Below are 16,416 nucleotides of genomic sequence, written 5' to 3' on the forward strand. Positions count from 1 at the left end.
ATTTTTACCGGACTTTTGAACACTCATCTTGTAAACAAGCCCCTACACTAGTCTATGCACAGCTTGTATAAACATGTCTCCTCTTTCTTCAAATGTTCGGTATTGGTCCCAGCTTGCACAAGCAGGTGACAACAATATAACATCACCTTCTTGTGATAGTGAATAGGCTTCTTGGGCAGCTTTTTCAACATTGTCTACTAATACAATGTTTTTAATTCCTTCATTTTCGGCTAATTCCTTTAATTTATACTTCGTCTCACCAAACAATATCATTGCTTTAACAGATCCGAGATAAGGTGATAACTCCGTAAATTCATTTCCACGATCAAGTCCACCAGCAAGTAAGATGACAGGCTTTTGAAAGGAAGATAGGGCTTTCTGTGTTGCTAAAATATTCGTAGCCTTAGAATCGTTGTAAAATAGTCTTCCACGAACACTATCAACATATTGAAGTCGATGTTTAACACCAGTAAAAGTCTTTAACACACGACGAATACCTTCATTAGAAGCTCCATTTAACTTAGCTGTAGCAACTGCAGCAAGAATATTCTCGATATTATGCTCTCCGACTAAAACGATATCCTCAATAGCAACTATTTCTTCTTCTTTAAAATAAATATAACCCTTCTCTACATAAGCACCATCTAGCACCTTTCTTTTATTTGAAAAAGGTACTAGCGTCGCTTTCGCATGCTTTATTTCTTGAATAAGTGTTTTGTCTTCTGCATTATAAACTAAATAATCATCATTCGTTTGATTTTTAAATATATTACATTTTGCTTTCACATAGTTCTCTAGGCTTTGATGATAGTCTAAGTGTGCTTCAAAGATATTTAATAACACAGCAGTATTCGGTTTGAAATCAATAGTTCCTTGTAATTGAAAAGAGGATAGTTCCAGTACTAATGATTCGTCTTTTGTTACATGTTGTGCTGTATCCGTTGCAACTACACCAATATTCCCCGCTACCGTAACAGGTTGATTACTATTTCGCAACATTTCCGCTATTAACGTTGTTGTCGTTGTCTTTCCATTTGAACCAGTAATTCCAATAATTGGTCCATCTGAAAGATAGTATGCTATCTCAATTTCAGTAATAATTGGAATTTCTCTTTTCAAAGCTTCGGAAATAATCGGATTATCGTAGGGAATACCTGGATTTTTGACAATAAGATCAATACCATCCAGCGCATCTAGTGGATGTGTTCCAATAATTACTTCCGCACCAAGCTCCCTTAATTCTAGAACAACATCATCTGCTTCCTTCGCTTTCATGTCACTGACCCGAACTCTCTTACCGTTTGCTAATAAAGTCTTCGCTGCGGCAGTTCCACTTTTGGCCAAACCTAACACAAGAATAGTTGAGTAGGGAAACTGTATTAATTTATTCAATTTAAGCCCACCTCAATATAGATTCCTAGTACAGCAAAAACGAGTCCAATTAACCAAAATGTTGTTACAACACGCCACTCTGACCATCCAATTAGTTCATAGTGATGATGCAAGGGACTCATTTTAAAAATTCTTTTACCAGTCGTTTTGAATGAAATAACTTGGATAATCACTGATAACGTCTCGATTACAAATATTCCACCAATTATTACGAGGAGAATCTCTGTTTTTGTTAAAATCGCGACTGCAGCAATTGCACCACCTAAGGCGAGTGACCCAGTATCTCCCATAAACACTTTAGCAGGATGTGCATTAAATACAAGGAATCCTAATAATGCGCCAACAACTGCCAAGGAGAAAATTGCCACTTCTGAATGTGTGCCTTGGTACATTGCAATAATCGCATATGCTCCAAAAGCAATTGCTGCTGTTCCCGCAAGTAAACCATCTAAACCGTCAGTAAGGTTAACAGCGTTGGAAGCACCAACCAACATAACGACGATAAGGACTGCATAAAACCATCCAAAATCAAACGATAGTTCTGTTCCTGGAATTTGAATATATGTAGAAAAATCATTCGCACGAAGAATAAAATAAAAGATTAAAGCAATAACAATTTGCCCCAACATCTTCTGCTTCGAGTTTAAACCTAAATTCCGTTTCATTACAACTTTTATATAATCATCTAAAAATCCTAAAAGTCCATATCCAAATAGTACAAAAACTAATAACCAGAATTCGTAGCTGACATTACCACCTAATACTTTGTAAGTCATAATAGTAGCCGTTATGATTATGCTAAGCACAATCATTAACCCTCCCATTGTCGGAGTTCCTGACTTATTGATATGTGATTTCGGTCCTTCTTCCCGAATACTTTGTCCAAATTTCAACCGTCTTAATAATGGAATAAAGATTGGAGATAAAAGGACAGTAATTAAAAATGCGATTCCTAATGTGATTAATATTGTAGTTAAATCCACTTGTTTACCTCCTCTTTCGTACTGCCTTTAATTAAATAAATTCGTTGATTAAGGATTCAAATTTCAAGCCCCTTGATGCCTTAAATAATAATAGGGAATCCTTATTTAAATACATATCAAGCGCATCGAGTAATGCAGCTTTGGTATGGAAATGTTTACTTACAATGTCACCTTTCGTACAAACTGTTTCTGAAATAACTTTCGCATGTTCTCCAAAAGTATATAATACAGTAATCGGAGCTTCAATTACTTCTGCCACAGACTGATGTAATTCTTCAGCTCGTGTACCCAATTCTAATACATCACCTAAGATTAGTACTTTCTCTTTAAATCCTGCCATTTGTTTGACTACTTCAATCGCAGCTTTCATCGAAGTCGGTGATGCATTGTATGCATCGTTTATAATGGAAACACCTTTTTTACCTTGAATTAGCTCAAATCGCATTGCAGTTAAATCTGCAGATAATAACGCTCGTTTCCTTTCCTCAACACCAATGCCTAAACGTTCTCCAATTACAATTGCGTATGCAGCATTCTTAGCATGATGCTTACCTAACAGCGGTATCCTATAATTAACGTCTTCCAGCATAAATGTAGTTTCTGTCAAATCAATATTCACTTTTTCGATCAGCTGATTATTGTCGCGATTAAATCCACAAGTGATAACATTAGGTTCGCCATGTAAGGAGTCAAGAAGAGCTTCGTCACCATCAATAATTACAGTTCCGTTCTCCTTAAGTCCATTCAATATTTCTAATTTCGCCTTTGCAATGCCTTCTCTAGACCCTAAAAATTCAATGTGTGACTCTCCAATATTAGTAATAATTGCATAATTTGGTTTTGCAATTTTAGATAACAAATCTATTTCTAAAAAGCCACTCATCCCCATTTCCAACACCAAAACTTCTGTATCACGTTGCATCGATAAAATGGTTAAAGGAAGTCCAATTTGATTATTAAAATTACCTTTTGTAGAATGGGTCACATATTTTGCTCTTGTAATGGAAGCTACTAAGTCTTTCGTTGTTGTCTTGCCATTTGAGCCGGTTACCCCTATAACAATAGGATTGATTTCATCACGGTAATAAGAAGCCAATTGCTGTAGCGCTTTTGTCGTGTCTTCAACAAAATAAACGACAATATCTTCTTCAATATCTTCAGGTAATTCCTTTGTTTTATCCCATAATAAGGCAATTGCACCACCTGCAATTGCCTGTTTTACGAACTGGTGACCATCAAAGTTATCACCGACAATTGGGATAAATAAAGAATTCTTTATCCCCTTACGGCTGTCAGTATTCACTTCAAGTATCTTTGTATTACGATTTATGTCACCTTTATATTGTTTGAAAAATGTTGATAAACTTTTTGTAGTAAATAGCATTTTCATTGCTCCTTAGCTTTAATCGCAAGTTTTGCAACGTTACGATCGTCGAAATCATATTTAATAGTTCCAATTTGTTGATACGTTTCATGCCCTTTCCCTGCTATAAGGACGACATCATTTTCTTTAGCGTATGCGATTGCCTTTGTAATAGCTGCTTTTCTATCCACAATCACCTCGAAGGGATCATCCGCTTTTAGCCCATCCGTCATATCCTGTAACACCTGTTCTGGATCCTCCGTCCTTGGATTATCAGATGTAAAGATAGCATAGTCCGCATACTCTAAAGCAATGGCTGCCATTAATGGTCTTTTACTGCGGTCACGGTCACCACCACATCCAACTACAACATAAATATTATTTGCTTTAAAATCCTTTATGGTTCGTAATACATTTTCTAGAGAATCGGGTGTATGTGCATAATCGACAATTACCGTATAGGCTAATGTTTCATCAACAACCTCAAAACGACCATCTACCCCTGTTATTGATTCTAATGCCTCTTTTATAATGAATAAAGGTACTTGTTGTACCATTGCTGCAGTTGCCGCTGCCAGCATATTATAAACATTAAACATTCCAATTAGGTTGCTATTCACATACGTTTGACCGATTGGTGTCTTTAACAAGAATGAAGTCCCAGAAGTAGTTATCCTTATATCTGTTGCTTCTACATCTGCATTCTGCTTACAAGCATAGGTGAGAACTTGTTGAGCAGTACTCTTCTTCAGGAGTTCACTCGAAGAATCATCTTCGTTTATAATTGCAAATCTTTGCTTCTTCCTATTATAACTATTCCCTAATTGACTAAACAACAGACTTTTTGCTCGTAAATATTCCTCTAATGTATGATGATAATCCAAGTGATCCTGTGATAAGTTCGTAAAAACCGCGGTATCAAATTCCGTTCCATTCACTCTTCCTAAATCCAGTGCATGGGAAGAAACTTCCATCATCACTAACTCAACATCAGCATCTGCCATCTTCCTAAATGACTTTTGTAAATCAAGCGCATTTGGTGTTGTATTTTCGACTTGTTGTATTTCATCACCTATCTTCATTTGAATGGTTCCAATAACACCTGTCTTTTTACCGTATTTCCTGAAGATTTCTTCCAATAAAAAGGTTACAGTTGTTTTACCATTTGTACCTGTTACACCTATTATAGAAAGTTCCTTTGTTGGAAAGTTATAAAATCTCACTGCAAGCATTGCTAAAGCTCTCGTCGTATCCTGAACCTTAATTAAAGGAACCGTTGTCTTGATATATTTTTCAGAAATGATTGCTACTGCTCCATTTTTTTCTGCGTCCGATACATATTGATGACCATCGGTTGTGAATCCAGAAATACAAACAAACACGTCACCCTTTTTAACTTTTCTTGAGTCCATTTCTATACCACTTACCACAATATCCTGAATATTGGTCGTTACATCATGATAGGCTATGCTCATAAGTAATTCTTGTAATTTCATGTTAAAACATCCTTTATATATCTTGATGTTTAACATAATATGTAAATACGCACAATTTGGGTACCATTCAAGAAGAGGGTAAGATTACTACCCTCTTTTATAAGATGCTAATCTATTATACCAAATATTTATTCAGAGTCATTATTGTTTTCTTCATCATCATCTAAATATATTCGAATCGTGGATCCTTGTTCAATTTTCGTTCCTGGACTTGGCGCCTGATCGATAATTGTATCCCCTGAGCCACTTGCTTCAATGGATAGATTAATCATCATCTCAGCTAAATCTCCTTTCGATAGACCAACCAAATCAGGTATTTCTACTGTAGGTTGTTCTGGCCATTGAAATTCCTTATCCATGCCATCTGCACGAGGTTCTACCCCCATTGCTCGTAAGCTATCCCCAATAACAGTTCCAACAATCGGAGCTGCAACAACCCCACCAAATTGTACCGTATCTTTTGGATTGTCTACAGCAACATACACAACAATTTCCGGATCATCCGCTGGTGCAAAACCGATAAAGGAAACAATATAATTATTTTCTAAATAACCACCGTTTGGTCCAACCTTTTGTGCTGTTCCTGTTTTCCCACCAACACGGTATCCATCCACATAAGCAGGCCTACCTGATCCCTTAGCAACAACACTTTCTAACGCATGACGAATTTCCTCTGAGGTAGATTTAGAGATTACCCTTTCTTTAAGAACAGGTTCTTTTTTCTCGACAACAGTATCGGTTTGTGGGTCAATCCATTCCTCGGCTATATAAGGTTCGTATAAATATCCTCCGTTAATCGCTGCAGAAACAGCCATTACTTGTTGAATCGGTGTCACGGATACCCCTTGACCAAATGATGTCGTAGCTAATTCAACTGGACCAACATTTTCAGGTTTAAATAATATCCCACTTGCTTCTCCCTGTAAATCAATTCCTGTTTGTTCCCCAAAACCGAATGCATCAACATAGGAAAATAACTTTTCCGTGCCTAATTGTTGCCCTAGGTTAACAAAACCAGGGTTACACGAATTTTGAACTACTTCTAAATAACTTTGATGTCCATGACCTCCACTCTTCCAGCAATGGATGGTTGCACCTTCCACTTTTATCGAACCACTGTCATGAAATTCGTCTTCTTCTAAATCGACTAAATCTTCTTCTAAAGCAGCAGCTAGTGTTATGATTTTAAAGGTTGAACCAGGCTCATACGTACTCCAGATAGGCAAATTCCGATTAAAGACCGATTGATCAACTTCCTGGTAATTTTCCGGATTAAAATTCGGCCTGGAAGACATTCCTAATATTCCGCCTGTCTTCGGATTTACAGCGATTGCTAAAGCTGAATCAGGATTATATTTTGAAACGGCCAAATCTAGTTCTCTCTCAATAATGGTTTGCACCTTCAAATTAATCGTAGTTTGTAAATGTAATCCATCAGTTGGGGCACTATATACATCTGCTAGTGTCTCAAGACGTCCACCCTTCGCATCAGAAAAGAAAGATAAACTCCCTTCTTCGCCACTTAGTTTATCGTCATAATAGCTTTCAAGTCCCATTAACCCTTGATTATCAATACCAGCGAAGCCTAATACATGTGACAGGTCATCACCAAATGGATAATGACGCTTCGAATCCTTCGCGAGATATACCCCATCTAAATTAAGAGACCTAATTGCAGATTCCTGCTCTTCAGAAATCTTTATTCCTTCTGGTCGAATATTAACACTTGATGCTGATTTTGTTATAATTTCCATTACTTCCTCTGATGACATCCCTAATACTTCTGCCAATTTATTGGCCGTATCATCCGGTGACGTAATTTGTCTTGGAACGATAACAATGGATGGAGCAGTAACATTTTCCGCTAACGCTTCACCATTTGAATCAAGTATTAATCCTCTTTCAGGTTGGAACTTAATATCCCTAGTCCACAGGTCATTCGCTTGTCCAACTAACTGGTCTCCCAGAAAGAACTGCACATACCCTAATCGTGCACAGATTATCACAAAGATAATGATTGCAAAAAGAAAAACAGTAACCATTCGTTTTCTAACCGTTACAGTTGATACGCGTTTCATGTTCATCCCCTTTTCATAGGTAGGCTTGTATCAACTATATGATGATTAAAAACGTAATAGAACACTGTTATCTTTTGAAGGTTTGTTATTCTACTTTTTTAGATTTTGTTTAAGATTCCTCTTCTACCTGTTCTTCTTTTACTTCCTCTTCTAGGTTAGGGGGTTCGAGTTCTACACCTAAGTAGTCATCTGCCTGTACTGGGGTGCCTTCCGCTATACTCTGGGTCACAACAAAACCATTCCCAAATAGTTCTAACCTTAATTCCAGTAAATCACCTAAAATCGTTATATCACGCATTGACCAATTTTTAACATTTGGCATTGTTGGATCATCTGTTATTAGGATAATCCGTTCTTGAGGAATTACACGGTCTCCCCCATCTACATTCGCATTTACAATCTTTTCTCCATTACCAACCACCGTTACGATCAATCCATTTTCTTTCAGGTTATCCGCAGTTTTTGCTGAATTCTCACCAATTATTTTTGGAAGCTCGATCAATTTAGACTGTTGGTCTTCCTCTTTATCTGGATCTATATTCAAGTAATGAAGGCTGTTTTCCATTACGTTCTTAAAGATAAATGATACTGGATCAGAACCAACCTCAGAATTTTCTAGTTCTGGTTGTTTAACCGATACATACATAACGAGCTTGGGGTCATCTATCGGAGCCATCCCGATAAAAGAAAACACATAATTTTCTCTCCCTTTAAGATATCCTCCTCCATCGGGGTTAGGAATCTCCGCAGTACCTGTCTTTCCACCTACGATATAATCATCAAGCTGATATTTTTTTCCAGAACCTTTTTCACTGTTCACAACCAGATCAAGTAGTTCTAAGACCTCGGTTGCCGTTGCTTCTGATATTGGTTGTCCTGCTACTTTCGTTGAATTCTCCTCCAATACTTCACCAGTAGTAGAGTCAACAATTTTTTGGATAACATATGGCTTGACCATCTCTCCACCATTTGCTATAGCTGTTGAAGCTTTTAATAGTTGAATAGGGGTAAAGGTAGAACCTTGACCAAAGGATGCTGTAATTTTCTCTAGTGGCCAATTGTATAAGATTTTCCCTGTTACTTCACCTGGTAAATCTATTTCTGACTCCTTATCTAGGTCAAAGGCATGCAAATACTCTAAAAACTTGTCTGTCCCTAATTTCTCCCAAACAAGTTTGGCTGCAGCAACATTTGAAGAACGAGCAAAACCTTCATCGTAGGGAATAACTCCCCAACCTTCTCCAGAATTATAATCACGAATCGCTTGTAGGGCTTCATTAGCCTTGTAACTTCCAGACTGGTACCCTTCATCTCCGTTATAGACACCTTCTTCAATCGCCGCTGCCCAAGTGATTATTTTCATTGTTGATCCTAATTCAAACGGAGTAGAAATTACATCATTATACCAATTTTCAACATTTGCCGGGTTATTTGAATTATAACTAGGACGATTACCCATTGCTAAAATTTCACCCGTTTTTGGATTCATTACAACTGCTGAAATGCGTTCCGGATTATATTCTTCATCAACTTGTGTCAAAACATCTTCAACAAGGGTTTGAATTTTTTGATCGATAGTTAAATAAACATCGTCCCCATCACGTGGTTCCTTTATGATTTCATTTGGATCCAATAAGCGTTTATTATACTTATCCCGTTGATAAGAAATATAACCATCTTCCCCTTTTAGAATAGCATCCATTTCTTTTTCGATGCCTGCAATTCCAATAATGTCTTCCGTTACTTCACCATCTTCTTCCATTTCTGATTCTCTAGCAAAACCAATAATTTGTGAAGCGAACATAGCATTCGGGTAGTATCTTAAGGATTCTTCTTCAAAATTTATACCAGGGAGCTTTAGTTCAAGTATTTCATCCCTGGTTTGCTGAGAAAGATTCTTTCCAGCATTTCCAAATTCAACTTGAAATCTATTATCCTCTATTCCATTCTGAATAGAGGATAATATTTCACTAGATTCCATTTCTAAAATAGGCGCTAAGGTTTCTGCCGTTTTAACAGGGTCGACGACATGTTTTGGATTATCTGGATCTACTGTATATTCTTCGTTTAGAATTGCATATAGTCGGTAAACTGGCATATCGTATGCAAGTGTCATTCCATTGTTATCAAAAATCTTCCCACGTTCTGCATCAATCGTATACGATGCTGTACGCTTTTGTTCCGCAAATTCATTCAGCGAAACACCCTGGATTTCAGCTGTTGCCTGAATATACATAAACCTTCCAGCAAGGACAACAAATACAAGTGAAAAAACGATAATTAATATTCCAGACATCAAGTGGGTTGTCTTATTTCTTCGCATGACAATCCCCCCCTAGTTATTAAATGTTTCTGCTTGTTTTACTTCCGTATCCTGAATTTTTAATCCTTTCTCCTTAGCCACTGCTAATATTCTCTCTGGACGACTTAATTCTTTCTGCTCAAAAACGAGTTCTTCGTTAATTACTGTTTGTGTTTTCACATGTTGTTCTAACACTTGTAAATCTCTGTTTAGCGTATCTGTTGTGGAAGAATAAGAAACCAAGAATATGCCCGCAATAATAAATACGGCAATGAATATGGTGTAAACAAGTTTTTCTCCTCTCGTTATCCAACCTTTTCTTTTCACTTTTGCGTGTTGTTTTTGATCAGTCTTTGGTGATTGTTTTGGTAACTGTTGCCAACTACGGGCATGTTCTGCACTCATTATTTTTTCCACCCTTCTTTATAGATAAATTCCGCGTCCCATTGGTTAACCTTTTCTACAATTCGTAATTTCGCTGACCTTGACCTACGATTTTCTTCTAACTCATTTTCACTAGCTATAATTGGTTTTCTTGAAATTAATTTAAACGGTGCCTCAAAGCCTTTAGGTATGATTGGCAGATTTTTCGGAGTTTCCTTATCTGTGCTCCACTTCTTAAATGCTTGTTTACACAAACGATCTTCTAGTGAATGGAACGTAATTACTACCACTCTCCCATTCATACTGACAACACGGGCTGCTTGATGGAGTGCTTCATTAAATGCCTCTAATTCATCATTTACAGCAATACGTAATGCTTGAAAAATCCGTTTGGCAGGGTGCCCACCCTTTCTTCTTGCTGGGGCAGGAATTGCTTCTTTTATTATTTCTACCAATTCATGCGTTGTTTCTATTTCCTTCGTTTTCCGATATGCCTCAATTTTGCGGGCAATTTGTTTTGAAAACTTTTCTTCACCATATTTAAAGAAAATTGCAACTAAATCATTATATGGCCAATGATTAACAATTTCAAAAGCAGTTAAGTCACCGGTTTGGTCCATCCGCATATCAAGTTTCGCATCATGTTGATAACTGAAACCTCTTTCACCTCTATCTAACTGGGGCGAGGAAACACCAAGGTCAAATAGGATCCCATCAATATGGTCTATATTGTTTTCTTGCAATTTTTCTGCTAAATATCTGAAATTAGAATGAATGAATAATACATTATTCTTATATCCTTCTAATCGTTTCTTGGCTGCATCTAATGCATCAAGGTCTTGGTCAAAAGCAACTAATAATCCATCCTCATTTAATCTTGATGCAATTACTTCTGAATGACCTCCAGCCCCTAATGTACAGTCTACATACGTACCATTAGGCTTAATAGCTAGTCCATTAATTGTTTCTTCTTTTAAAACACTATAATGTTTAAACATAATAACACCCACTTCATTTATTCTAGAGCTTAGAGGACATCGTATTTTAGATATCAAAGTCCAACAGATTTTCTGCTATTTCAGCAAATGATTCTTCTGATTCCTCTACATAAGATTGCCAACTTTCATTTGCCCATATTTCAATTCTTTCTGATACCCCTATTATGACGCATTCCTTATCTAATCCGGCATAGTCCCTCAGTGGTTGGGGAATATTTATTCTTCCCTGTTTGTCCACTTCGCATTCTACTGCTCCTGAGAAAAAGAAACGTGTGAAAGCTCTAGCATCCTTTTTTGTTAGTGGGAGTTTCTTTAATTTATTTTCTAGTATTTTCCACTCTTCCTTTGGATAAGTGAATAAACATTTATCAAGTCCACGGGTAACAACAAAAGCTTCTCCCAGTTCATCACGAAACTTGGATGGGACAATAATTCTTCCTTTCGGATCAATATTGTGCTTAAATTCACCCATGAACATATAGTACGCCCCACTTTCATATTTTTTATAATACCACATCCCCCCACTATTCACCACCAAATTATCAAAAATATTCCAGACATAGACTAGCTAACGAAAAAATCGCCAGATTAAACATGTAAAAAAGGCTATCAACATAGGGTTGATAGCCTTTTTTACATTTATATTTCAAGGTGGTGGTAGAAAGTGGTGAGTATTAGTGAAACAACTTAGAAATGGGCTCTTTTAATATGTTCATTGCTATTAATAGATTGTTGATTTCTTTAATTCAGAGTTTTCCTAAATACACCGTTCCGGAAAGACACTTCGCTTTCCACGGGCGGCTGGTGAGCCTCCTCCGTGCTAGCGCACTACGCAGTCTCACCTAGGCCTATCCTTCCGTAGGAGTCTTCGTGTCTTTCCTCCACTAAGCTCCTGCTCTACTTGATTTCCACTAAAAAAACGATGCTTTGGGAGGAAAAACTGCCCAGAACGTAATTTTATGTTCGATAGCTTTAATAACATCTAGAGCACTCAATATAGCGTAGGCAGAATGCGTAGACTCCTGCGGGAACAGCACGTGTCCGAAGACCCCACAGGAAGTGTTCTTCTTCCGAGGAGGGCTGAGGCCGTGCCCTAAGGTCCGCGAAGCATTCTGCCGCAGCGAATTACAGCACATAGCATTAATAAGTGTAAGCGAGAGCTAAACAATACTGAATTAAGTTAGTCTAAACTTTACATCTATTACGCAGTAACCATCCTTGTGCATAAAGCTTAAAGACATATAATATAGTGTTCATTTTCAAACGAGAGTGATGTTTCAATTATCTCACGAATAAATTCAACACCATATTTATTCATATAAAACAACGGGTTCCACGTACGTTCCTGTAAACCATCTGGATGAAGCATGAGATGAATTGTATCTATTTCATGCAATTCCTTAGAAAACTTGTCTTCCAGCCCTTTCATTATTCGACCCTCTAAAAATTCAACATCTCTGAATAAGTATTGTAAATTCTTTTCGGCTAAAGCACCAAGATCAGAACGAATATCTGTAGCAATGTCTTTAAGTGGTTTATGCGCCATTTCAATCGACTGTTTTAACGTGTTTGCCAATTCATGAATTGGTGGATTACTTTTTGATTTTAACCAATTATCCTTATATTCATGCATACCATTATTAACAGCGTATGATTCATCGATTCCGAATTTAGCTAACAATTTTTCTAATCTACTTTCAATAAAGGTAAAAGATAACCGCGGCAATACCGGAGGCATTTTAATCCCCATCGCATGAAATGAAGATTTCAAAGTAGCCCAATAAGCGATTTCTCCTGCTCCTCCAATAAAGGTTAAAGAAGGAAATAGCATTTCCTGCATAATTGGTCTAGTAACAACATTGTTGCTAAGCTTTTCTGGTTGATGCTTCGCTATAGCAATCATTTCCTCTGTAGTAAATACCACTTCATCTTGCTTTCCTACCCAATCTCCAGACTCATTACATGTAAGCAAAATCCGTTCATTCTCTTTATGATAAAAGAGATTTCCACTGTTTATGTCAGCTTCAAGAGCAACTTGATAACCTTCTTGTCTTAATTTTTCTAGTGTATCGTATACTCCGCTACTAAGTTTTGATTGGTTCTCAATCATCTGCACAAAGTAAGGTTCTTCTATCTTTCGTACAAGTGGATGAGCTGAATCGATTAGTACTAACCCATCATCATTAAACAATTGGAAGATAATCCGGGCAAAGAAATCAGTATACGTATTTGATTTATTAAAGCAGTCCATCATCATCTCATACAAATCTTTCGTATATTCGGTTTCATGCAGTCCAGCAAAAACTCGATACATCCACTGTCTAACCTCTTCTTTATCCATTGGAAAATCAGAAACAGAATACTTCCCTTCTAGTCTTTGACCCACTTTAATTTTCTTCATTTTCGATTTATTCGGTATAAATATATGATTAATTTCGTCAAAATCATGATCTTCTCCAGCAATCCAAAAAACAGGTATAACTGGAATGCCTAATTCTTCTTCTTGTTGTTTTGCAAATTGAATAATTGATATAACCTTATTTATCGTATACATCGGACCTGTTAGCAGCCCTGCTTGTTGACCTCCGATGACTACAACACTATCGGTCTTTTTTAAACGTTTTATATTATGTAACGTTGAACTTGGAGCATCCCAATTTTCATTAATCGTGTGCAGTACATCCGTTATTAGCTCGCGAGGAAAGACACGGTCACCCAAATCGCGGACCCTTTGTTCAAAGTTTTCAAATGGAAGATAATCAAAAAAATCAACTATCCGTTTGTCATTGTTTCGATAATCGTTTATTAACTTACTTTGGTTTGTTAACTTAATAGGGTCAATCCGCATAAAATTCATGCTCCTTCTATTCATAATTGTCCATATTGTATTGTACATAAATACAACCTATATTTCATCCATTCCGACTCAGCGAGCTTAAGTAATGCTCACTATTTGTTGGATAAGCCCTATCAATAGAAGACAAATATACAAAAACAGAAAAACCAAAAAGGTAACACGCACGAGTACTTTTAGAGCTTTCGCAAGCTTGATGTCCGTATGTAATTTCCATTGTAAAAAAAGAATAATCATAAGTACTGTTAATAAGAATATAAATAAATAGCTGAAAATACCTATATCAAAGATAACCCTGAAGAGAATGACTATAGCTACAAAAAATAAAGGGTAGGTCCAATTTACCGCTACATGTACTGATTTTTGTTTTGATTTCCCCCGTTTTACAGAAAGCCAAAAAACTATGAATGTAGCTATGATTGGTATCGTAATAAAAAAAGCAAAAATATAAATAAGAACATTAACCATACAACGCTTCTTCCCATCACTTTTATTTACTTTTCACTTGTAAGACTTGGCTATACACATACAATATCTATTTTAACAGATAGAAAAGAATTTGACCCATATTACATTAATATTCCCATACTTTCTTTTATTTAAAAAACGGCATTTCTATACTATAATAGTAATATAGGTTATTTACACGAAAGAATAGTATCTATAACTTACAGTGGAGAAGTAAAAACAGAGAGGGGTTTTCAAGTGTACGGAATTAAAGTAGAAAGATTACTAATTAATTATAAGACACTCGAAATGTTTAAGCGTTTTCGGGAGTATGGACACCAAGAATTAAGCATGATGGAAGATTTGGAGAATAAGATTGTTGAGAACAATAGCAGGTCTCCATTTTATGGAATTTACTTTGGAAATAATCTAGTGGCAAGAATGAGTTTATATGAAATAAATAAATCGTATGATCATTACTTTGATCCACCACAGGACTATTTAGCATTATGGAAACTAGAAGTCTTACCTGATTATCAAGGAAAAGGCTATGGCAAAGCACTTGTTGACTTTGCCAAGAGCAAGCATTTACCGATAAAAACAAATCCAAGAATTAATTCTCAAGGCTTTTGGGAGAAAATGGGATTTCAAAAAGCACATTATGATATGGAAAGAGATTTAGGGGAGAACCCATTAATTTGGTTACCTGAAGGGGTAAATGAAAAAGAACTAGAAAAATAGAATTACAGCATAAAAGACATGAATGACTTTCTCATTCATGTCTTTTACGTTTTCATCTTATTTATTAGACTTGACCCACCCCCACAGTTTCCCCATTTCTTCCCAGGCATGGTCATAACGAACGATCTCTTCTTTTAATTTGGCATTTTCCTTTGTTAGTTGATCAATTGCCTTATTATGATCTTCCATACTTACACTATTTTCAACTTGAAATTTTTCCTTCATCTTTTCTAAAAGTATGATTGCTGATTCAATCGTATCTTTTTCCTGATAGTCAGATTTCACAATACTCCATACATCTTTCCTTGTCCCTAGTTTTCGTTCTTCTTTCGCTAATTGTATTGCATCGTGATACTGTTTACGTATCGTTGCATTCCATCTAAATCCACATGCTGCTGGTGTACGTGATAACTCGCTTGCAACCTCTTTAAAGGCCTCTAGTTGCGTTTTACCTTCTCTAATATAACGAAGTACAGTCTCAGCCAAAATAATATCTTCATCCTTTGTCCAAGCATCTTGACGTGTTTCGTTCATAACACCCCTCCTTATATCTTTGCTATAAAATGTATGCAAAAAATAGGAGTACTAGAATAATTGTTTACTTATTTACGGGATAAAAATTTTTCTACTACCATTTTGTGTTCAACCGAACCCCATATATTTGCAGTGTTTTTTACTTCTTGGGTCATTTTTTCCAACAAATCATTTCTTTTCATTTTTTTATTATATTGTTCTTTTAGTAGGAGCATTTGTTTATAAGATTTGTTCAAATATGATTTTAATAGTTTGTCCCGAACGCAGAACAAATCTTGTGGAATTACATGATGGATCCAACCTATTTCCCTTAACCTTTCCGCTTTTAACATGAAACCCTCCAATAACCACTGCAACGCAAAATCGGGATTTACCTTTTCATATAGTAACGTACCACCACCCCAACCAGGAAGGATACCAAGATTGGATTGTACAAAACCGAATGAAGTACCTTCCTTTGCAATTCGAATATCACAGGCGGTTGCAATTTCACATCCTCCACCAATTGCATCGCCATTTAACAAGCAAATTACAGGTACAGGAAACGTAGCAATTTTATAGTTTACTTGTTTCATTGGATCGAGTCTCTGAAACGCTTCAATTGGTGATAAGTTTCCATGAAGGTACGTTAAGTCCCCTCCAGCACAAAACATTTCCTCTCCAGCGGAAGTGATAATCAAAAACGTAACCCTATCTATTTTTGCCTGTTCCACATATGTATCAAGCGCTTGGATCATTTGTTTCGAAATAGCATTACGCTTCTTTGGTCTATTAATCGTAATTACCCCATAGCCCTGCTCATCTAGTTCATAATCCACCATTTCTATATCCCCCTCTTAATTTA

General features: G+C 36.5%; 14 protein-coding genes. 1 reads left to right on the forward strand and 13 read right to left on the reverse strand.

Features of this window, described 5'->3' with window-relative positions; translation table 11 throughout:
• Positions 1 to 42: 42 nt before the first annotated feature.
• From murD to D8M05_RS20900, 11 genes are all read right to left on the reverse strand, one after another.
• A complete protein-coding gene (gene murD / locus D8M05_RS07440) occupies positions 43 to 1,392 on the reverse strand; it encodes a UDP-N-acetylmuramoyl-L-alanine--D-glutamate ligase (protein WP_121130224.1) in 1,350 nt (449 codons plus the stop codon).
• Positions 1,389 to 2,375, reverse strand: a complete 987-nt coding sequence (gene mraY / locus D8M05_RS07445) for a phospho-N-acetylmuramoyl-pentapeptide-transferase (protein ID WP_121130226.1) — start codon at positions 2,373 to 2,375, stop codon at positions 1,389 to 1,391. Before mraY ends, murD begins: the two co-directional genes overlap by 4 nt.
• 31 nt (positions 2,376 to 2,406) lie before the next feature.
• Positions 2,407 to 3,759, reverse strand: coding sequence for a UDP-N-acetylmuramoyl-tripeptide--D-alanyl-D-alanine ligase (locus D8M05_RS07450; RefSeq protein ID WP_121130228.1), 1,353 nt, complete (start codon positions 3,757 to 3,759; stop codon positions 2,407 to 2,409).
• Positions 3,760 to 3,761: 2 nt separating this feature from the next.
• On the reverse strand, positions 3,762 to 5,234 hold the full coding sequence (locus D8M05_RS07455; RefSeq protein WP_121130230.1) for a UDP-N-acetylmuramoyl-L-alanyl-D-glutamate--2,6-diaminopimelate ligase: 1,473 nt from the start codon (positions 5,232 to 5,234) through the stop codon (positions 3,762 to 3,764).
• Positions 5,235 to 5,362: 128 nt separating this feature from the next.
• Positions 5,363 to 7,312 (reverse strand): stage V sporulation protein D, encoded by a 1,950-nt coding sequence (locus D8M05_RS07460; protein WP_121130232.1) that lies wholly within the window; start codon positions 7,310 to 7,312, stop codon positions 5,363 to 5,365.
• A gap of 109 nt (positions 7,313 to 7,421) precedes the next feature.
• On the reverse strand, positions 7,422 to 9,635 hold the full coding sequence (locus tag D8M05_RS07465; RefSeq protein ID WP_121130234.1) for a penicillin-binding protein: 2,214 nt from the start codon (positions 9,633 to 9,635) through the stop codon (positions 7,422 to 7,424).
• A 12-nt stretch (positions 9,636 to 9,647) separates the two neighbouring features.
• The gene (ftsL, locus tag D8M05_RS07470; RefSeq protein ID WP_121130236.1) at positions 9,648 to 10,019 is read right to left on the reverse strand and encodes a cell division protein FtsL; all 372 of its coding nucleotides are present in this window, start codon (positions 10,017 to 10,019) and stop codon (positions 9,648 to 9,650) included.
• Complete coding sequence (gene rsmH, locus D8M05_RS07475; RefSeq protein ID WP_183072731.1) at positions 10,019 to 10,996, reverse strand: 16S rRNA (cytosine(1402)-N(4))-methyltransferase RsmH; 978 nt, start codon at positions 10,994 to 10,996, stop codon at positions 10,019 to 10,021. Before rsmH ends, ftsL begins: the two co-directional genes overlap by 1 nt.
• A gap of 46 nt (positions 10,997 to 11,042) precedes the next feature.
• Positions 11,043 to 11,474, reverse strand: a complete 432-nt coding sequence (gene mraZ, locus D8M05_RS07480) for a division/cell wall cluster transcriptional repressor MraZ (RefSeq protein WP_121130403.1) — start codon at positions 11,472 to 11,474, stop codon at positions 11,043 to 11,045.
• A 753-nt stretch (positions 11,475 to 12,227) separates the two neighbouring features.
• Positions 12,228 to 13,844 carry a bacillithiol biosynthesis cysteine-adding enzyme BshC gene (gene bshC / locus D8M05_RS07485; protein ID WP_121130240.1) on the reverse strand — a complete coding sequence of 539 codons (1,617 nt, stop codon included), beginning with the start codon at positions 13,842 to 13,844 and terminating at the stop codon, positions 12,228 to 12,230.
• A gap of 87 nt (positions 13,845 to 13,931) precedes the next feature.
• A complete protein-coding gene (locus tag D8M05_RS20900) occupies positions 13,932 to 14,318 on the reverse strand; it encodes a DUF3397 domain-containing protein (RefSeq protein ID WP_121130242.1) in 387 nt (128 codons plus the stop codon).
• A gap of 237 nt (positions 14,319 to 14,555) precedes the next feature.
• Between D8M05_RS20900 and D8M05_RS07495 the strand changes: the two genes are divergently transcribed.
• Positions 14,556 to 15,038, forward strand: coding sequence for an N-acetyltransferase (locus D8M05_RS07495; protein ID WP_121130244.1), 483 nt, complete (start codon positions 14,556 to 14,558; stop codon positions 15,036 to 15,038).
• A gap of 57 nt (positions 15,039 to 15,095) precedes the next feature.
• Here the strand turns inward: D8M05_RS07495 and D8M05_RS07500 are convergent, their stop codons facing one another.
• Positions 15,096 to 15,572 carry an RsfA family transcriptional regulator gene (locus D8M05_RS07500; protein ID WP_121130246.1) on the reverse strand — a complete coding sequence of 159 codons (477 nt, stop codon included), beginning with the start codon at positions 15,570 to 15,572 and terminating at the stop codon, positions 15,096 to 15,098.
• Positions 15,573 to 15,640: 68 nt separating this feature from the next.
• A complete protein-coding gene (locus D8M05_RS07505; protein WP_121130248.1) occupies positions 15,641 to 16,393 on the reverse strand; it encodes an enoyl-CoA hydratase/isomerase family protein in 753 nt (250 codons plus the stop codon).
• Between the last annotated feature and the right edge of the window lie 23 nt (positions 16,394 to 16,416).

Source organism: Oceanobacillus bengalensis, from assembly GCF_003628445.1.
Taxonomy (GTDB): Bacteria; Bacillota; Bacilli; order Bacillales; family Amphibacillaceae; genus Oceanobacillus; species Oceanobacillus bengalensis.